This is a genomic window from Paraburkholderia franconis, assembly GCF_009362735.1.
GTDB classification, from domain to species: Bacteria; Pseudomonadota; Gammaproteobacteria; order Burkholderiales; family Burkholderiaceae; genus Paraburkholderia; species Paraburkholderia franconis.
In genome coordinates, this window is the sequence record NZ_WHNP01000017.1 from 93,780 (window position 1) to 113,239 (window position 19,460).

General features: G+C 65.0%; 15 protein-coding genes. 4 read left to right on the forward strand and 11 right to left on the reverse strand.

Translation table 11 applies throughout. From position 1 onward, the window contains the following. Window positions 1–21: 21 nt before the first annotated feature. From GCT13_RS19745 to GCT13_RS19785, 9 genes are all read right to left on the reverse strand, one after another. The gene (locus GCT13_RS19745; protein WP_152760743.1) at window positions 22–408 is read right to left on the reverse strand and encodes a DUF3592 domain-containing protein; all 387 of its coding nucleotides are present in this window, start codon (window positions 406–408) and stop codon (window positions 22–24) included. Continuing rightward, entirely contained in the window at window positions 405–878 is a 474-nt protein-coding gene (locus GCT13_RS19750; RefSeq protein ID WP_152760745.1) for an Hcp family type VI secretion system effector, read from the reverse strand. Before GCT13_RS19750 ends, GCT13_RS19745 begins: the two co-directional genes overlap by 4 nt. A gap of 166 nt (window positions 879–1,044) precedes the next feature. Next, window positions 1,045–2,382 carry a guanine deaminase gene (gene guaD, locus GCT13_RS19755; RefSeq protein ID WP_152760747.1) on the reverse strand — a complete coding sequence of 446 codons (1,338 nt, stop codon included), beginning with the start codon at window positions 2,380–2,382 and terminating at the stop codon, window positions 1,045–1,047. A 28-nt stretch (window positions 2,383–2,410) separates the two neighbouring features. Then, on the reverse strand, window positions 2,411–3,451 hold the full coding sequence (locus tag GCT13_RS19760; protein ID WP_152760749.1) for an adenosine deaminase: 1,041 nt from the start codon (window positions 3,449–3,451) through the stop codon (window positions 2,411–2,413). A gap of 126 nt (window positions 3,452–3,577) precedes the next feature. After that, window positions 3,578–4,591: a xanthine dehydrogenase accessory protein XdhC gene (gene xdhC / locus GCT13_RS19765; protein WP_152760751.1), complete on the reverse strand. Its 1,014-nt coding sequence runs from the start codon at window positions 4,589–4,591 to the stop codon at window positions 3,578–3,580. A gap of 100 nt (window positions 4,592–4,691) precedes the next feature. After that, a complete protein-coding gene (gene xdhB, locus GCT13_RS19770) occupies window positions 4,692–7,121 on the reverse strand; it encodes a xanthine dehydrogenase molybdopterin binding subunit (RefSeq protein ID WP_152760753.1) in 2,430 nt (809 codons plus the stop codon). Beyond that, window positions 7,118–8,665, reverse strand: coding sequence for a xanthine dehydrogenase small subunit (gene xdhA / locus GCT13_RS19775; RefSeq protein WP_321574482.1), 1,548 nt, complete (start codon window positions 8,663–8,665; stop codon window positions 7,118–7,120). Before xdhA ends, xdhB begins: the two co-directional genes overlap by 4 nt. Window positions 8,666–9,106: 441 nt before the next feature. Beyond that, window positions 9,107–9,613, reverse strand: a complete 507-nt coding sequence (locus tag GCT13_RS19780) for a disulfide bond formation protein B (protein WP_152760757.1) — start codon at window positions 9,611–9,613, stop codon at window positions 9,107–9,109. 99 nt (window positions 9,614–9,712) lie between these two features. Further along, the gene (locus GCT13_RS19785) at window positions 9,713–11,101 is read right to left on the reverse strand and encodes an amidase (protein WP_152760759.1); all 1,389 of its coding nucleotides are present in this window, start codon (window positions 11,099–11,101) and stop codon (window positions 9,713–9,715) included. A gap of 174 nt (window positions 11,102–11,275) precedes the next feature. On the opposite strand from GCT13_RS19785, the gene GCT13_RS19790 reads away from it, so the two are divergent. The 3 genes from GCT13_RS19790 (at window position 11,276) to GCT13_RS19800 (ending at window position 15,598) form a co-directional block, all read left to right on the forward strand. Continuing rightward, entirely contained in the window at window positions 11,276–13,033 is a 1,758-nt protein-coding gene (locus tag GCT13_RS19790) for a cation:proton antiporter (protein WP_152760760.1), read from the forward strand. Between the two features lie 193 nt (window positions 13,034–13,226). Beyond that, window positions 13,227–14,582: a gamma-glutamyl-gamma-aminobutyrate hydrolase family protein gene (locus tag GCT13_RS19795; protein WP_152760764.1), complete on the forward strand. Its 1,356-nt coding sequence runs from the start codon at window positions 13,227–13,229 to the stop codon at window positions 14,580–14,582. A gap of 269 nt (window positions 14,583–14,851) precedes the next feature. Then, window positions 14,852–15,598 carry a DUF2968 domain-containing protein gene (locus GCT13_RS19800; protein WP_152760766.1) on the forward strand — a complete coding sequence of 249 codons (747 nt, stop codon included), beginning with the start codon at window positions 14,852–14,854 and terminating at the stop codon, window positions 15,596–15,598. Between the two features lie 150 nt (window positions 15,599–15,748). On the opposite strand, the gene GCT13_RS19805 is transcribed toward GCT13_RS19800, so the two are convergent. Together GCT13_RS19805 and GCT13_RS19810 are read right to left on the reverse strand one after the other, a co-directional pair. Next, a complete protein-coding gene (locus tag GCT13_RS19805) occupies window positions 15,749–16,888 on the reverse strand; it encodes a hypothetical protein (RefSeq protein ID WP_321574483.1) in 1,140 nt (379 codons plus the stop codon). Window positions 16,889–17,061: 173 nt separating this feature from the next. Then, window positions 17,062–17,619: a GNAT family N-acetyltransferase gene (locus tag GCT13_RS19810; protein ID WP_152760768.1), complete on the reverse strand. Its 558-nt coding sequence runs from the start codon at window positions 17,617–17,619 to the stop codon at window positions 17,062–17,064. Between the two features lie 447 nt (window positions 17,620–18,066). Here GCT13_RS19810 and tcuC point away from each other — a divergent pair, with 447 nt between their 5' ends. Continuing rightward, window positions 18,067–19,368 (forward strand): MFS transporter, encoded by a 1,302-nt coding sequence (gene tcuC / locus GCT13_RS19815; RefSeq protein WP_152760770.1) that lies wholly within the window; start codon window positions 18,067–18,069, stop codon window positions 19,366–19,368. Window positions 19,369–19,460 lie beyond the last annotated feature (92 nt).

Here is a 19,460-nt window from a genome sequence, read left to right on the forward strand (position 1 = left end):
ATTTGCTCTTTCGCAGAACTATCATCGAAGGCCCTTTCTGAGTGCCTCCCCTCTCAACCCTGCATCGAGAAAACCGACTGCCAGAATCAACAGGAAAACTGAGGGAGTCCATAGATCGAGAACACTATCGATCATGGCTGAACCGTCTGGATCGTCCGGGCGATATCGAATCAGCACAGATTGACCAGCCGTGAAGGACCGTATCGTTCCAGTTAGCCGCTCATAGTGCCGCCCGTCCTTCGCATCGAAGGCGATCTGCGGGTGATGTCCCCCGGAGTTCAGGCGGATAACCTCGCCAGTTGTCACGATCGATGACAGGCGAAAGTCAATAGTTGAGTAAATGGAAAACGCTGCTGCAACGGAGGCACAAAGGCCAATCGCAAGCGCGAAATAGTTCGGACGCTTCACCGTTCGAGGTTCTCTTTGATGTCAAAGGTGGCGGTGACAGTGCCTGCGCTTGCGCCGATGGCACTTTGCTGAACGTATTCCTGTTTGACGCGGGAAAAGGACAGGCCAACATGCTCGTAGAAACTTTCACCCAAAATGATCGGTTCCACGGACGTGATAACCACATCGCCCATTGTTATCTTCAGAAAATCGAGAGGTACGCCGCCAGCCTTGCGCATAGACAGTACGACTCGGGGAATGTGCCTGCCGGTCAGGCGGTAGCGCATCAGGTTCGGACTTGCCCGGTCAATCTGATGTACAAATTCGAAATCGGCTATTGATGCTTTGCCCGCTCCGCCTCCCGAGCCGGACATCATGCTTGACTGCTGCGAAATCTTCCATCGCCAGCTTGACGCCTCTATCTCGCCGCGATGCGCGGCATCCTGTGATTCACCGCTGATGCCGTCAATCTTGACAAACATATCTGCCATGTTTCATCGCCTAAATGTGGATGAAACATCGCTTCTAGCATAGCCTCGTTTCGCAGTTGCAAAACTCTGTCAAATAATAAAGTATCCGAAGTATGGGCGATTCCACGGCGCTTCGTGAATCACGAAGCGCTGTTTTCACTTCAGCGATACGGCTCGCTGAAACTCGTTATGCCGCAATGCGCGCGTTTCCCGCTGCATGCTGGCGGGCGTCGTCGCGCCGATGCACGCGCTGGCCCGCCGCATAGGTCTCGTACACGGCGCGGTCATCGCCGAGCAGCGCCAACGCGAACAGCAGTTCTTCGAGCGTTTCCGTGCGCGCCGTGCGCCGCGCGAGAAGCGGCGTTGCCTTCGGATCGAGCACGATGAAGTCCGCTTCCGACTTCGGCCTGAGCGTGCCAATCCTGTCGCCGAGGTCGAGCGCTTCCGCTGCGCCCGCCGTCGCGAGCCAGAACATGCGCGTCGCCGTCAGATGATGGCCGCCCAGGCGCGCGACCTTGTGCGCCTCGTTCATCGTCTGCAGCATCGAGAACGATGTGCCGCCGCCGACGTCCGTCGCAAGCGCGATGGGCATCCGCGATTCGGCCGCCTTGTCGAAATCGAACAGGCCGCTGCCGAGGAACAGGTTCGACGTCGGGCAGTGCGATGCGACCGTGCGCGTCTCGGCCATGCGGCGGCGGTCTTCGGCATCGAGATGGATGCAGTGTCCATAGACGGCGCGCGGGCGCAGCAGGCCGTAGTGATCGTACACATCGAGGTAGCTGCGATGGCCGGGGAAGAGGCTCGCGACCCACTTCACTTCGTCGTGGTTCTCCGCGACGTGGCTCTGGATGAACACATCGGGATGCAGCTTCGCGAGCGCGCCCGTCGCTTCGAGTTGCGCTTCCGTCGATGTCGGCGCGAAACGCGGCGTGAGCGCATACATCTGGCGCCCGTGGTTGTGCCAGCGCGCGATCAGTTCGGCGCTGTCGTCGTAGCCCGATTGCGCAGTGTCGCGCAGAAACTCGGGACAGTTGCGATCCATCAGCACCTTGCCGCCGATCATCCGCACATTGCGCGCTTGCGCTGCCGTGAAGAGCGCGTCGGCTGACTGCTTGTGCACGGTGCAGTAGACGAGCGCCGTCGTCGTGCCGCAAGCGAGCAGTTCGTCGATGAAAAAACGCGCCGTGTCCTGCGCAACGGCGGGATCGCTGAAACCGCGCTCGGTCGGGAACGTGTACGTGTCGAGCCACGGCAACAGCCCCGGCGCCGGCGACGCGATCATGTCCGTCTGCGGAAAGTGGATGTGCGTATCGATGAAACCGGGGACGATCAGCTTGTCGCGCATCTCGACCACTTGCGTTCCGGACGCAAGCTGTAACGCAACGGACGCATACGCGCCCGCCGCGACGACATGTCCGTCTTCGACGATTAGAAGCCCGTCTTCGTTGAAGATGGCTGCGTTGGACGATTGCGCAGGATCGCCGTTGAACGTCAGCAGTTGCGCGCGATAAGCCGTTTGAGTCATGAGTGAAACCGTCTCCGAACTGTATGAATCATGCTGATGCGCGCCAGTGCGCATCGAGTCTGGCGATCATCGCGTCGCGCTCCGCGGGCGTCACGAACGACGCCTCGAAGCCGTTGCGGATGATCGTGTACACCTCGTCGTCGCCGAGCTTGAGGGCTTCGATCGTCGCGAGATAGTTCTCGTTGACGTAGCCGCCGAAGTAGGCGGGGTCGTCGGAATTCACGGTGACGGCGACGCCCTCATCGAGCAGTGCCTTCAGCGTGTGTTTGGTCAGGTCGTCGAACACGCACAGCTTCAGGTTCGACAGCGGGCATACGGTCAATGCGACGCGCGTGTCGGCAAGGCGCGCGACGAGCGCCGGGTCTTCGATGCTGCGCACGCCGTGATCGACGCGGTCCACCTTGAGCAGATCGAGCGCTTCGTAGATGTACGACGGCGGGCCTTCTTCGCCTGCGTGCGCGACGAGCTTCAGCCCTTTGGCGCGCGCCTTCGCGAACACGCGCTCGAACTTCGACGGCGGATGTCCGTGCTCCGACGAATCGAGACCGACGCCGATCAGCCTGTGCTCGTACTGATCGAACAAGGGCAGCGCGGCGTCGAACGTCGCGAGCGCATCGTCCTCGGACAGATGGCGCAGGAAGCACAGGATCAGCTTGCTCGTAAGGCCGCGCTGTTCGGCTTCGGCGAGCGCGCGCTCGATGCCCGCGACGACGGTCGCAATCGGCACGCCGCGCTCGGTGTGCGTCTGCGGATCGAAGAAGATTTCCGTGTGCACGACGTTGTCCGCGAGCGCGCGCTCGACGTAGGCCATCGTCATGTCGTAGAAGTCCTCTTCCTTCAGCAGCACGCTGGCGCCCGCATAGTAGATGTCGAGGAACGATTGCAGATCGGTGAACGCATACGCGGCGCGCAGCGCTTCGATCGAGTCGTATGCGAGCTTCACGCCGTTGCGTTCGGCGAGCCTGAAGATCAGCTCCGGTTCGAGCGAGCCTTCGATATGAATGTGCAGCTCGGCCTTCGGCGCGTCCTTCGTCTTTTGCGCCAGCGGAGAAAGTGTGGTTGTCGTCATGGTCGGTCGATGATTCGAGTTATCGATGAAAAGCTGCAACGCCCGATGGCTGGTGAGGCGTCGCGATTCGCAAATGTCTTCAATGCTTGCCGCGTTCGTTGCCGTGCTCGCTTGCGCTCGTCGTATTCAGGCTGTCGTTTGTGCCGCGCGCGCCGCATTGGCCTCGACGGCTTGCAGCAGTTGCGCCGCCGCTGAAATCGCGATGATTTCCGGCGACTTGTCGACGATGCCGTCCACGCCGAGCGGGCACTTCATCCGCGCGACGAGCGCAGGATCGAAGCCGCGCGCGGCGAGCCGGTGCTCGAACTGCTTGCGCTTCGTGTGCGAGCCGATCATGCCGAAGAACGCGAAGTCGCCGCGCCGCAGGATGCGCTCGGCGAGATCGAGGTCGCGTGCATGGTTGTGCGTCATCACGATGAAGTACGTGTTGGGCGCGGCCTTGTCGACGGCTTCGTCGGGCGCGTCGTTCGCGTCGATGACCACGTTCGGTGCGCCGAGCGTTTCGGGCGGCGGGAATTGCGCGTCGCGCTCGTCGACCCAGCGCACATGGCAGGGTAGCGTCGCGAGCACGCGCACGAGCGCCGCGCCCACGTGCCCCGCGCCGAACAGCACGACGGGGAAATCGCGCGGCGCGATGGTTTCGGTGAGCAGCGCGCTGCTGTCGTCGAAACCCGCGCCGTCCCACAGCAGGCAATCGGCGCTTTCGACGCCCGGTTCCGGATCGGACAGCATCACGGCATCGGCAGCGGGCCCGAATGATACGCTACGCACCACCGATTGGCCCGCCGCGACGCGCTTCGCCAGTGACGTGACCCAGCCCAGGTCGCCGATATCGAGCCGCTCGAACGCGAGCACGACCGCGCCGCCGCAGCACTGGCCGAGGCTCGGGCCGAGCGCGAAACGCTCGAGCCGCCGCATGTTCGGCGTGCGCATGCCGTCGCGCAGCACCTGGCGCGCGCCTTCGATCGCTTTCCATTCGAGGTGCCCGCCGCCGATCGTGTGACGCGCCGAATCGCGCGTGACGATCATCTTCGTGCCGGCGTCGCGCGGCGCCGAGCCTTCGGCGCGGGCGACCGTCACGAGCACGACGGCGTCGCCGTGCGCGAGCAGTTGTTGCAGATCGGTGAGCCAGGCGTGCATCCGGCAGTTCTCCATGCAAGGCGCGCGGGATGGCCGCGCAGCCAGTTGATTTCGTGCGCCTCGCGGTCGTGCCGCGCGGCGCTTTTTTCCGGCGTGTTCGCTATGCCGTCGTGCCCGCGCCGGCGGGCGCGGTCTCCGGTGACTTTGGACTGGCCGTCGTGGCGACCGTTGCAGCGGGCTTCAGCGCATCGATCGCATCGAGAATCGCCTCGGGCGTCGCGGGCGCGCGCAACGCGGGCGCATGCGCGGCATCGGGCGCTGTCGCGGCGACGGCATCGCGGATCGCGAGAAACACCGAGAATGGCAGCAGCAGCGGCGGCTCGCCGACGGCCTTCGAGCGGAACACGGTCGGCTCGGCGTTCACGTTGCGGTACAGCTTCACGTTGAAGGCGGCGGGCGTATCGCTGACGGCGGGAATCTTGTACGTCGACGGCGCGTGCGTCATCAAGCGGCCATCGCGATTCCACCAGAGCTCTTCCGTCGTGAGCCAGCCCATGCCCTGAATGAAAGCGCCTTCGACCTGGCCGAGATCGATGCCCGGGTTGATCGACTGGCCGGCGTCGTGCAACGCGTCGACGCGCACGAGCTTCCACTCGCCCGTCAGCGTGTCGATCACGACTTCGGAGACGGCCGCGCCGTACGCGAAGTAGTAGAACGGATGGCCCGTCAGCGTCTTCGCGTCCCAATGCACTTTGGGCGTCGCATAGAAGCCGTCGGACCACAACTGGACGCGCGCGAGATACGCGGCGCCGACCAGCTGCTCGAATGGAATCGATGCGCCGTTCGCCTGCACGGCGCCGTTCGCGAACGTCGCGTCTTCCGCGCTGCCGCCGAGTTCTTTCGCGGCCAGCGCGGCAAGCCTTTTGCGGATCGTGCGCGCGGCTGCCTCGGCGGCCTTGCCGTTCAGGTCGCTGCCCGTCGATGCAGCGGTGGCCGACGTGTTCGCCACTTTCGACGTATCGGCAGCCGTCACGCGCACGCGCGCAATCGGCAGGCCGAATTCGTTCGCGACGACTTGCGCGACCTTCGTGTTGAGGCCCTGGCCCATTTCGGTGCCGCCGTGATTCACGAGCACCGAGCCGTCCTTGTAGACATGCACGAGCGCGCCCGCCTGATTCAGAAACGGCACGTTGAACGAGATGCCGAACTTCACGGGCGTATAGGCGATGCCGCGCTTGAGAACAGGACTCGTCGCGTTGAACGCGGCGATCGCGTCGCGTCTCGCGTGGTAATCGCTCGATTCGATGAGTTCATCCGTCAGCGGCGCGATGATGTTGTCCTCGACGGTCTGGCCATACGGCGTGACGTTGCGCTCGCCGATGCCGTAGAAATTCGCACGGCGCACTTCCAGCGGATCGCGCTTCAGTTCGCGCGCGATGCCGTCCATCATCACTTCCATCACGAGCGCGCCCTGCGGCCCGCCGAAGCCGCGAAACGCGGTGTTCGACTGCGTGTTCGTCTTGCAGGGCAGCGCGACGATCTCGACGTCGGGCAGGTAATACGCGTTGTCGAAGTGGCAGACGGCGCGCGTCGCGACGGCACCGGAAAGATCCGCCGAAAAGCCCGCGCGCAGCGCGATCTCGACGTGCGCGCCGAGAATGCGGCCGTCGTCGTCGAAGCCGGCTTCATACTCGTAGACGGCGTCGTGACGCTTGCCGGTGATCATGAAGTCGTCGTCGCGATCGGCGCGCAGCTTGATCGGGCGGCGCAGCCGATGCGCGGCGAGCGATGCCGCGCACGCAAAGAGCGCCGACTGCGATTCCTTGCCGCCGAAGCCGCCGCCCATCCGACGGCATTCGCACACGACGTTGTGCGTCGGCCAGCCGAGCATGTGCGCGACGACCTGCTGCATCTCGCTCGGATGCTGCGTCGAGCTATAGACGAGCATGCCGTCCATTTCCTTCGGCACGGCATACGCGACCTGGCCTTCCAGATAGAACTGCTCCTGGCCGCCGACTTCGAACGTGCCCACGATCCTATGCGGTGCACTGGCGATTTTGTCGGCGGGCGCGCCGCGCTTCAGATGCAACGGTGGCAGCACGTACTGCTTCTTCGCCTTCGCTTCCGTCGCGGTGAGCACGGCTTCGAGCGGCTCATAGCGCACGACGTCGTCGCTCTTCGCGAGCGCCGCCGCGCGCCGCGCGAGTTCATGGCTTTGCGCGACGACGATGAAGGCGGGCTGCCCGAGATACAGCACTTCGCCGTCCGCGAGAATCGGATCGTCGTGCAGCACGGGGCCGCAGTTGTTCTCGCCGGGGATGTCGTCGGCCGTCAGCACGGCGACGACGCCGGGCGCCGCGCGCACGGCTTCGAGATCGAGCGACACGATGCGCGCATGCGCGTGCCGCGACAGGCCGAGCGCCGCGTGCAGCGTCTGCTGGAGCTCGGGGATGTCGTCGGTGTAGGTCGCTTCGCCGCTCACGTGCAGCGTCGCCGATTCATGCGGCAGCGGCACGCCGATTGCGGCTTGCGCCGCCTGATCTTCGGCTGGCGCGGCCTGATGAGTGAAGGCATCCGTCTGCTTGTTCATGACGTCGGCTCCTGCGCGGGCGCGGCGTAACCCGCGCCTGCATCGAATGCGAATGCGTTGACGTCGCAGAGCGCGAGCGGGGCGGCATCGCGCGTTTCCAGATGGAAGCGCCACAGCAGATTGCGCGCGACCTTCAGCCGGTATGCGGCCGACGCGCGCATGTCGGTGAGCGGCTGATAGTCGGCGGCCAGCGCGTCCATCGCGCGTTGTGTCGTTGCTTCGTCCCACGGCGCGCCGTTGAGCGCGGCTTCGGCATGCGGCGCGCGCTTCGGCGTCGCGGCCATCCCGCCGAATGCGATGCGCGCATCGGCGATGATGCCGTCGACGATGCGCAGCGCGAACGCGGCGCACACGGCCGAGATGTCCTGGTCGTAGCGCTTCGACACCTTGTAGGTCCGAAAGCGCAGATCCGACGCGGGACGCGGCACGCGGATCGCGGCGACGAATTCACCTGGTTCGAGCGCCGTCTTCTGGTAGCCGACGTAGAGCGCATCGAGCGGCAGCGTGCGCGTGTTGTGCTCGCGCTGCAGCACGACGAGCGCGTTGAGCGCGATCAGCGCCGGCATCGAGTCGCCGATCGGCGAACCGTTCGCGACATTGCCGCCGAGCGTGCCCGCATTGCGGATCGGCAGCGACGCGAAGCGCGTCCACAGTTCGGCGAGTTCGGGGTAGTCGGCCGTCAGCGCCGCATAGGCGTCTTCGAGCGATGCGGCCGCGCCGATCGTCAGCGTCTGTGCATCGCTCTCGATCGTCTTCAGTTCGGCGACGTTGCCGATGTAGAGGATGTCGCCCAGGTCGCGGAACTGCTTCGTGACCCACAGGCCGACGTCGGTGCTGCCCGCGAGCAGCCGTGCATGCGGATGCCGCGCGCGCAGCATGGCGAAGGCGTCGAGCGTGACGGGGGCGTAGAAGGTCGGCGAGCCGAATGAAGCGCCGCGCGCGTCGGACGCGGTGTATTCGAACGTCTCTTCGCGCCGGATCGAACGAAGCGCGTCGACGACAGCGGCGCGGTCGAGCATGACGCGCGGGTACTGCTGCTCGTCGAACATCTTCTGCGCCGCTTCGACGATCGGCCGGTAGCCGGTGCAGCGGCACAGATTGCCGGAGAGCGCGGTGTTGATCTCGTCGCGGGTGGGCAGGCCCGCACCCACGGGCTGGTTCTCGTACAGCGCCCACATCGACATCACGAAGCCGGGCGTGCAGAACCCGCACTGCGAGCCGTGGCAGTCGACCAGCGCTTGTTGTACCGGATGCAGCGCGCCGTTCGCGGCTCGCAGATCTTCGACGGTGAAGAGCGCCTTGCCGTCGAGCGTGGGAAGAAACTGGATGCACGCGTTGACGGCCTTGAGCGACAGAGCGCCGTTCGCATCGGTTTCACCGACGACGACGGTGCACGCGCCGCAATCGCCTTCCGCGCAGCCTTCCTTGGTTCCCGTGCAATGCAGGTCGTCGCGCAGATGCTGGAGCACGGTGCGCGAAGCGGGGGCGTCGGCGACTTCGTGGACGGTCCCCTGGTGATAGAAACGGATGGTTTGCGTTGTCACGGCGAATCCTGAAGACATTGCGGACCAGGCGCGCGTTACGCATGGGGTCGCGCCGTAGCCGGCCTCGCGCACGTAGATCGCCATCCATGACCGAACATAACACCACTTTGTCCCAAAAATATTTCCCGGCGCGAATGGGGGTTATTCGGGAGCGGTCATGAGGACGCGAGTGCGAGGACGCAAGCGGGGCGCGAGCGTGTTGAAAAAGGGCGCGAATCCTTATGGCGCAGGGCTTTGCGCGTTTAGCACCCGGCGGACAGCGGATCAGGCGATGCGCTCGCGGCGAGCGGCGGCTAGCCAGGTGTTTACGCCGAAGGGGAGGCCGAGTCGTCGCGCCGCCGGAAGCAACGGCAGCGCGAACGGCCCGGCGCGACGGACCAGAAAAGGAAGCGTCGCGCCGGAAAGACCCTCACGCGACCATCCCGGCGCAGTCCAGCAGAATCAGCGTGCCTGCCGGTTTCGCCACAGGCTCGCCGCGAGAGCCAGAAACGCGACGACGAATCCAACCAGCGACCACTGCGGCAGCGAGAGACCAAGTATCGGCGGATAGGGCGTCTCGCACAGCCCGGCGACCTTGAACAAACTCGGCAGCCAATGCGCGGGAGGCAGTCCATCGACGATCGGCTGCAGCGCATCAAACCCGCAGCTGAAGTTCGGGTGCGACTGCACATACACATGCCGCACGGCCGTCGCCACGCCGGCGAGCGCGGAGATCAGCGCCAGCACTTCGAGCGCGCGCACGCCGCGCCATCCGCGCATGCTCGCGCCGATAAAAGCGAACACGGCGATCAGCAGATAGAAATACCGCTGGATGATGCACAGCGGACAAGGGTCTTCATGCTCGACGAACTGAAGATAAAGCGCCCCGCCGACGAGCGCGACGCAGACGAGCCCGAGCAGAACGAGGAGATTGCGCTCGCGGCGCAGCATGACGTTATCGTTGACCATAATCCTTATAGCGGTTGAGATTCCGAAAAGGCGTCGCGCGATTCTAGCCGAAGGCCGTGGCGCTTGCCGGCGGGCAGGAGACTCCGCGATGAGCAGCCGTCAGCGGATCGTGTTCAATACTGCTTCGACGGCACGTCCTATTCCCAGCAACGCATCGTCCGCGTGCGGCGCGGCGGCCAGCATCAGCCCGACGGGCGCGTCGCCGCGCGGATGGCAAGGCAGCGACAACGCGCACGCATCGAGGAAATTGAACGCGCTCGGATTGCGCAGCACCAGACCGTTGGCGCGGAAAAAGGCGTCGTCGTCATCGACGAGATCGGCGACGCGCGGCGGCACGATGGGCGCCGTCGGCGCGACGATGGCATCGAAGCGCTGCCACATCGTGCGCGCCTCGGCGAGGACGGCGGCGCGTTCGGCGAGCAGGTCGAGATAGTCGGCGGCCGTCGCCGGCTCGCCCTTCAGGATGCGCGCGAGCACGCGCGGATCGTAGTCGCCGCGATGCGCTTCGAGCAGCGGCCTGTGCCACGCATACGCTTCGATCGGCGAAAAGCCGAAGCGGTTGATCTCGGCGAGACGGTCGAGCGGCGCAAAGCGCACGTCGCTGACGATGGCGCCCGCCGCTTCCAGGTGCTTCAGCGCGGCGTCGTAGGCCTGCGCGACTTCGGGCTCGATGCCGTCCGTCACGTAGTGATTCAGCACGCCGAGCCGCACGCCTTCGAGTGGACGCGCGGCCGGGACGACGGGTTCCAGTCCCGCGAGAATCCGGTCGACGAGCGCGCAGCACGCGACCGTCACGCCGATCGGACCAAACGCGTCGAGCGTCGGCGAGAGCGGCACGCCGCCTTGCTTCGGCACGCGGTCGGCTGTCGGCTTGAAGCCCGTCAGGCCGCACAGCGCGGCGGGGATGCGCAGCGAGCCGCCTGTGTCGCTGCCGAGCGCGACGGCCGCCATGCCATCCGCCACTGATGCGGCCGCGCCCGACGACGATCCGCCCGACACCCGCTCGTCGCCTTTCACGCCGCGCCGGTATGGCGACAGCGGATTGCCGTAGTGCGGATTCAACCCGAGGCCGGAGAACGCGAACTCGCTCATATTCGTGCGGCCGACGATGACGGCGCCCGCGCGCTTGAGCCGCGCGACGGCGGGCGCATCCGACGCGGCGGGTGCGGCGCCCGCCAGTGCCGTCGAGCCGGCGCGCGTCACCTGGCCTTCGATGTCGAACAGGTCTTTCACCGACACGGGAATGCCCGCCAGCGCCGACAGCACGGTGCCGGCGGCGCGCAGGCGGTCGTGCGCATCGGCTGTCGCGCGGGCGTTGCCGGCGTCGACGTGCATGAAGACGGTCGCGCCCTGACCGGCGGGATCGGCGATGCGCTCGAGCGCGGCTTCGACGAGCGCGCGGCTCGTCGTGCGGCCGGCGGCGAGATCGGCGCCAAGCTGGGCGAGCGGCGGGAAGGGCGTGAAATCGGTAGGCGTGGCTGTGGTCATGGCGTGAGCGCGGCAGGTGCTGTTGACGATGGCTGGGACTCGTATTGTGACGCTTCGGGCGGGGCACGCGCCAATCGTGCGCGATGCATTCCATCGCGCTTCGCCACAATTGTTTTTCACCGTTCGTGCGGTACCATCGCGATCTCTGCATTACTTTTTGTAAGGAAGGGCGCCATGCACCACGGAATCGGCTTCATTCAGGATCTGGCAGTCGTGATGGCGCTCGCGGGCGTCGTCACCGTGCTGTTCCATCGCCTGAAGCAGCCGGTGGTGCTCGGCTATATCGCGGCGGGCGTGATCATCGGGCCGTACACGCCGCCGTTCCAGCTGATCCACGACGAACAGACGATCCAGACGCTCGGCGAGCTCGGCGTCGTGTTCCTGATGTTCTCGCTAGGGCTCGAATTTAGCCTTCGCAAGCTGGTCGAGGTCGGCGCGACGGCCATCGTGGCCGCGCTGTCGGAAATCGTGCTGATGCTGTGGATCGGCTACGAGATCGGCAGCGCGTTCGGCTGGAGCCCAATGGATTCGCTGTTCCTCGGCGCGATTCTCGCGATTTCATCGACGACGATCATCGTCAAGGCGCTCGCCGACCTCGGCCTGAAGCGTGAGAGTTTTGCGCAACTGGTGTTCGGCATTCTGATCGTCGAGGACATTCTCGGCATCGCGATGCTCGTGCTGCTGTCGGGCATCGCGCAGACGGGCGAGCTATCGGCGGGCATCGCGCTCGTCACGCTCGGCAAGCTGCTGCTGTTCATGACGGTGTCGCTGGTGGTCGGGATTCTCGTCGTGCCGCGCGCGCTCAACTACGTCGCGAAATCGCAGAGCGACGAGATGCTGCTCGTCTCGGTGCTGGGCTTCTGCTTCGCGTTCTGCCTGCTGGTCGTCAAGCTGGACTACAGCATCGCGCTCGGCGCGTTTCTGATCGGCGCGATCATGGCCGAGTCGCGCCACCTGCATCGGATCGAACATCTGATCGCGCCGCTGCGCGACACATTCTCCGCAATCTTCTTCGTGACGATCGGGCTGATGCTGAATCCGGCCGTGCTGGTCGACTACGCATGGCCGATCGCGGTGATCACAATCGCGGTGATCGCCGGCAAGATCGTGTCGTGCGGCCTCGGCACTTTTCTGGCGGGCAAGGACGGGCGCACGGCGATGCGCGTCGGCATGACGGTGTCGCAGATCGGCGAATTCTCGTTCATCATCGCGTCGCTCGGGCTCACGCTGAAGGTGACGAGCGCGTTTCTCTATCCGATCGCCGTCGCCGTTTCCGCGCTGACGACGCTCTTCACGCCCTATCTGATCCGCGCCGCCGATCCCCTCACGCGGCGCCTGGGCCACGCGATGCCACCCACCGTCGCCAACGTGTTCGGCATGTACGGGCAGTGGCTCGGCAGCCTGCGGCCGGCCTCGGGCGGGCCGACGGTGTTCGGCCTCACGCGCCGGATCATCCTGCAGATCGCGGTCAATCTGGCGATCGTCGCGGCCGTTTTTCTGGGCGCATCGTACGGCGCGCCTTATGGAAGCCGCTTTATCACAGGATGGCTGCCGTCCGAGCCGATGCAGCGCGTCGTGGTGTGGAGCGCGGCGCTCGTCGTCTCGATGCCGTTTCTCGTCGCCGTCTACCGGAAAACCAAGTCGCTCGCGCTGCTGCTCGCCGAAATCAGCGTGCAGCCGGCGAAGGCAGGGCGGTTCACGAGCGCGATCCGCTACGCCATTTCGGATCTCGTGCCCGTCGTTTCGATGCTGGGCGTGTTCCTGCTCGTCTCGGCGCTATCGAGCGCGATCCTGCCGCCGACGGGGCTGCTCGTCGCCGTGCTGCTGGTCGCCGCGCTGCTGCTGGCGGTGCTCTGGCGCTGGTGCGTGCGGATTCACGCGACGATGCAGATCGCGCTGCGCGAAACCTTCGACGAACAGCCGGACCCTTGATGGCAAAGCGTCATCGAAGTGGCGCATGATGGCGTTGCGCGGATGCAATCGGGGACGTGGTATCCGTTCGCACAACGTTGCATGTTGTGACGCGATGTGACGAAATGTGTGCTGGTTTGCCCCCGCACGGCGCGAGGCGGATAATAAGATATGTCTATTCGTTCGCGCGCCAGGACGCGTTTGGACCACAGTCATGAGCGAAAACAATTCCGATAACACCGGCGCACCCGGCACCCCCACTCCTTCGACGAGCCAGTCGGGCGCGCCGAAATCCGCACCGGCTCCGACTCCCACTCCCGCCAAAGAAGCGGCCTCCACCGATTCTCCCGAAAGTGCCTCCAACGTGACGCCCAAGGACGCCCCCGCGCCGCAGCGCAGCGAGGTCGAGCGCGCGCGAGCGAGTGCCGCACAGGCCACCGCGCAGCAGGAAGCGGCGGCGCGCGTGCAGTCGGTCGTGTCGAGCGCGGAGCGGGCAGCGGCGCAAGCGGGAAGCCCCGCGGGAACGGCGGACGCATCAGGCACGGCTGCGGCTGCGCCCGTCGGTGGCGAGCCGGACGGCACGCTCGGCTCGTCGGCGAAACCTAGTGGTTCGCCGCCGCCCGGTTTCGGCTCGGCACCGGATTTCAGCGCGGCCAATCCGCCGCCTGCCACCGCCATTCCGCCGGGACAGCCCGCGTATCTGAAGCGCAGCGATTCGGCGTGGTCCGTCTTCGGACGGGTCATGGCGGCGCGCGCGCGCCAGCTGTTCGATCGCGCGGGGCGCAGGATCACGCAGCGCACGCTGCGCATCGGCGTGTCGGCGCGCATCTTCCATCCGGAGCCTGGCGCGAAGGGGCTGCGCGGCAAGACGCTGCAGTACCTGGAAGAATCGATTGCGCACTGGGTGATGTCGCGCGACGTGCTCGTATTCATGATTCCGACGGTCGGCCATCAGGGCATGCTGCACCCGAGCAACATCCGTCTGCGCGACTACGCGAAGCATCTGGACGGCCTGCTGTTGCAAGGCGGCGCCGATGTGTCACCGCAAACCTATGCCGAAGCCGCGACGCGGCCCGAATGGCCCGGCGACCGTGTGCGCGACATGTACGAACTGGAACTGCTGCACGAATTCATCGAGTCGGGCAAGCCGGTGCTGGGCGTGTGCCGAGGCTGCCAGCTGATCAATGTCGCGTTCGGCGGCACGCTGTATCAGGACATCGCCAGCGACGTGCCGACGGCAGGCATCCACGTCAACGAACATTACGACCAGCACCGTCACTCGGTTCACTTCCCCGAGGGCTCGACGCTGGTCAATATGTTCCCCGGACGGCGCGAGGCGATCGTCAACTCGATCCACCACCAGGCGGTCAATCAGTTGGGACGCGATCTGAATATCGAAGCGGTGTCGGCGTCGGACGGCATCATCGAAGCCGTGCGCTACCGGCGCGCGCCGTTCGTGATGGGCGTGCAGTGGCACCCGGAGTTTCACCGCGCGGGCGGCCCGGAACTGCTCGATTGCACGCCGCTGCTCGATACGTTCTTGCGAGTCGCACGCGAAACGCGCTTCTGATTTCGCGTCTTTCCGTCGATACGCGGGCGCACACGTGATGTGGCGCCCGCGTTTCTTTTTTTGCGTCGGCGTTTGGTGGCGGCGATCGTCTCGGTTTCCGAGGCTCGATTCAGGAATAGGGCGCGTGTTTTACGATGTTTTGCATTTGCGCATCGGATTGCTTAGTTGTCCATTTATCTCGATTTAAAGTCCTGTAGCAGCGCGTCAGAAAGGGCACAATCCGCGCGATAATCCGAGGCTGTTTCTGGATACGCATGGAGTATCGACGTATGAAGTACCCCTTGGATCTGCGCCGCATAGGATTGCTTGCGATTACCTTCGCACTCGTGCATGGCGGCGTCGCGTGGGCGGCGAGCAAGGCGGCGTCGAACCCGGACGTCGGTCGCGCGAGCGGTGCCAAAATCGCCCAGGCCGATGCGTCGTCTGGCGCGCAAAGCGATCCGGACTCCGTCGCCGAGCCGGCCAACGAAGCGAATTCCGACGGGAATTCAGGCGCGAGCGGCAGCATGCAGGGCGATGTCGCCGATCTGATGCAACTGATCCACGACGGTACGCTCACGGAAATGCGCACGACGTACAACGGCGGCTACGGCGCATCGATGTTCTTCTACGCGCAGGACATGACGTACTACGTGGCGCTGTTCCAGAACAAGCGCTTCTGGCGCGTCATCCGGACATCCGATCAGACGCGCGCCGAAGCCATCTATGCGGGCTTTGCGCGGCAGACGGCGCAGCTCGCCGAAGTCGAAATCCGCAGGACGCAATTGCAGGCGCAGAACGCCTCGATCGAGCGCGTGATCAGCGAGTCGCAGGCACGCGCGCAGCGTTTGCAGGCGGACATCCAGGTGGCGCGCGCCCAGGAAGCGAAGGTCGCGGATTACCAGCGGCAAACGCAGGACGAAATGCTTGCCTTGCGCGAAGAGAAGGAAAAGGCGCAGTCGCAGTTGCGCCAGTTGCAGCAGCAGGTTCTGCAATTGCAGCGTCAGGCGGAGGCGGGATTGCCTGGCGGACGCTGAGGGATTGCACGGGCGGCCTTCAACGTGAAGCCGCGCTGCGGGTCGCGCCTTGCAATAAAAAACACCCCAAAAGCTGGCGTTCAGCTTTTGGGGTGTTCTTTTTTGCGTGAGCGCTTTGTCTTGTCCGACGGGCGCGCTTGCTGACCGGTCCTACTTCGAGAAGTGATCGGGTATCTCGGTGACGCGTCGTTGCGACATATGGTTCATCCACTCGGTGCTGTCCGTATCGACGTGTCCACGCGCGATGGCTGCGGGCGCAATGCCGTGCATGCCCGCCGACATGGTGACAGAAGCATAGTCGCTGTTGACTCGCGGCGACGGCGCGAACGGCGAGTAGGCGCCCGCCATCGACGGTTGTGGACGCGTGCGATGCAGCGTGCCGTGTGTCGGGTGATGGCGTGCGTCTAGCTGTGACCGCCAGCCGTAGCGCGGCTCGGTATCCAGCGAACGGATCGTCGAATGCCGGGCGCGGTGCGTGCCTGCGCTCGTGACGGCGTCGCGCTCTCGCTTCGCCGAATGCGTTCGGCTCGCGGTTGGTGTGAATCGATCGATGGCGGACTTGGGCGACGCACTTGCATTCGTATCGACAGTGCGTCTGGCAACCGAGAATGCGCGTTCAGACATGCCACGGCTGCCCAGGTCGAAGTGCCCGGCGCTCGCGGTAGGTGCGCTCGGCTTGTCCGCGGCCTGCGGCGCCGTTTTATCCGAGGCTCGTGCGTTCAGATCGCCGCGTGCGTGATTCCAGGCGAGGGGCGCTTCAGTCGTTCGCGCGACTTTTCCTGAGCGCAGATGTTCCGAGGTCGCGGGTTCATCGTCGACATGCGTTGCACGGGCGTTGAGCGTCACGTCAGGCGCGGCTGCCAGTGTCGGCGCCAGCGGCTGCCGCTGCTGGCTCGCGACGAGCCACGCGATCACGGCCGCGCCGCTGATCGCGCATGCGCCGCCAGCGATCGTGTTCCATTGACGGTCCTTGCGCTTGAACGACCGCGCCGGATGACGCAAGTCGAGCGAAATGGCGCTGCTGCTGGGCGCGACAGCCGGCGCGTTCGAGACGGCCGGTTGGCGGCGCAGGGTCTGCGGGTCCCAGCGGCACATCGCGCGAATCGCGGCGGCGTTCAGGCAGAACGTGCGCATCATCGCCGTATACAGGACTTTCAGTTCCTTTCGGAAGCTGATGTTCGGCGGCAACAGCGACCATTCACGGCCGATGGAGCGCGAGACCAGCTCGAGAGGGCGGAGGCGCGGCATCGCCATGGCGCCGGCAATGAGAGTGAATTGTGGTGTCGACACGGTCTTCGCCTCGTTCCCTCGTTTTTGTTGGCATTCTTGGAGCCTCGAAGCGGCAGACAACATCAGGCGTGAACCGGCATCCTGCCTACGCTGGCCGTCGGGGTTTTCGACGGGGCATGGTGGCAGGCGGATGCAGATCGATCGATCAGATAATTCCCAAAACTAATCAGGTATCAGTGATAGCCAGACGTGCGATCCAGGCGATACACGTATCTCAATGCGGTGATATCGACGCCTCCCATATGGTCGGGCTCCGCGCCCGAAAGCTGCCAGCCCTGCCGCTCGTAGAACGCAATCGCGGGCGCATTGCCTTCGAGCACATAGAGATAGAGCTGCGCTTCCCCGTGTTCGCGCGCCCAGTCCTGAGCGGCGCGCATCAGCAGCTTGCCCGCGCCGATGCCCTGGTGCGCGGGCAGCGCATGCAGGTTGTCGAGCAGCACGCCCCACGGCGAATCCGGTTGGCGCTCGACGCACATGAAGCCGATCGGCTCTCCGGCGCGCTCGGCGATCAGCACGATGCGCCGGTCGGCACCGGGCGCCGAGAGCCGCGCGCGCCAGTAGGACGCGCGCTCTTGCACGACTTCGCCATCGAGAAACGCATCGGGCAGCAGCCCGCGGTACGTTGCCTGCCAGCTCGCGCTATGGATGGCGGCGATGAGATCGGCGTCGGCGTCGGTGGCAGGGCGCAGCGCGAGGTTCGAAAGAGCGGGTGGCGAAACAGGATCGGGCATTGCGGCGGTACCGGACAGACGGAAGCAGACAGGTTGGGTGGATCGAAGCTGGACGAAATCAGCAGGACGAAGTCGCCAAGGACTCACGATACGGCGCATGCGTTCCGGCGTCATCTGGCGTCGCGGAAGCGGCGGCAACCGCATCGGAAGAATTTTCCCGAAAGCGCGTCAATGTAAGTAAATTGTATTAAATGCGCGGCGTTCTCAGAAACGTTATTATCGAGGCAACCGCGTGTCGTAAGCGAGACTGCAGGTTTACCCTGATGCATCGGCGGGGTTCGCAGAATCAGAATACCGCGCCCAGGTGAACGCCGTGCCCGAGCCAATTGTATTTGGCTCGGCTGTTGCCCGATCCGTGCATCTGCAGGCACTCGTTTCCGTGCGGATCGTTTCCACTGCCCCGCGTCGCCTGCGTTGCGCAGGTTGCGGGCCGATACCGAAATTGACATGGCAACAGCATCCCATGCCCACGCATCGACGGGCGAATCCAAGGCCCGTACCGTATTCCGCGTCGTCAGCGGCAACTTCCTGGAAATGTACGACTTCATGGTCTACGGCTATTACGCCGGCGCGATCGCGAAGACGTATTTTCCGAGCGGCAACGAGTTCGCCTCGCTGATGCTGTCGCTGTCGGTGTTCGGCGCGGGCTTCCTGATGCGTCCGCTGGGCGCGATCGTGCTCGGTGCGTACATCGATCATCACGGCCGGCGCAAGGGCCTGATCCTCACGCTGTCGCTGATGGCGCTCGGCACGCTGACGGTGGCCGCGATTCCGGGCTACGCGACGATCGGCGTGCTGGCGCCCGCGCTCGTGCTGCTCGGGCGCCTGTTGCAGGGCTTCTCGGCGGGCGTCGAACTGGGCGGCGTGTCGGTGTATCTGTCCGAGATCGCGACGAAGGGCAACAAGGGCTTCTACTGTTCGTGGCAGTCGGGCAGCCAGCAGGTGGCCGTCGTATTCGCCGCGCTGATCGGCGTGTTCCTGAACCGCCTGCTGCCCGCCGACCAGATGACCGCGTGGGGCTGGCGCGTGCCGTTCCTGATCGGCTGTCTGATCGTGCCGTTCCTGTTCCTGATCCGCCGCTCGCTGAAGGAAACGGAAGAGTTTCTCGCGAAGAAACATCGCCCGACGGCCGGCGAAATCTTCCGTTCGATGGCTCAGAACTGGGGCATCGTGCTCGGCGGCATGGGCATGGTCATCATGACGACGGTGTCGTTCTACATGATCACTGCCTACACGCCGACCTTCGGCAAGGAAGTGCTGAAGCTCTCCGCGATCGATACGCTGATCGTGACCGTCTGCATCGGCGTGTCGAACCTGATATGGCTGCCCGTGTCGGGCGCGATTTCGGACCGCATCGGCCGTCGCCCAGTGCTGCTGACGTTCACGATCCTGACGATTCTCACGTCGTATCCGGCCGTGCAATGGCTCGTCGCCGATCCGTCGTTCGTGCGCCTGCTGATGGTCGAACTGTGGCTGTCGTTCCTGTATGGCTGCTACAACGGCGGCATGGTGGTTGCGCTGACGGAAGTGATGCCGTCGGACGTGCGCACGGCGGGCTTTTCGCTGGCATACAGTCTCGCGACGACGATCGGCGGCTTCACGCCCGCGATTGCGACGTATCTGATCCACACGACGGGCAACAAGGCGGCACCCGGCCTGTGGATGAGCGTGGCGGCCGTCTGCGGCCTGATCGCGACGCTCGTGCTGTACCGCACGCCGGAAGCGCGCAACCAGTACCGGGCCGCGTAAGCGCTTTTCGCCCATCCGGCTGCGTCGCCGGAAAACAAAACCCCCGCTTGCTAGCGGGGGTTTTTCATTGGATCGCCGGCGACGCAAGGCCG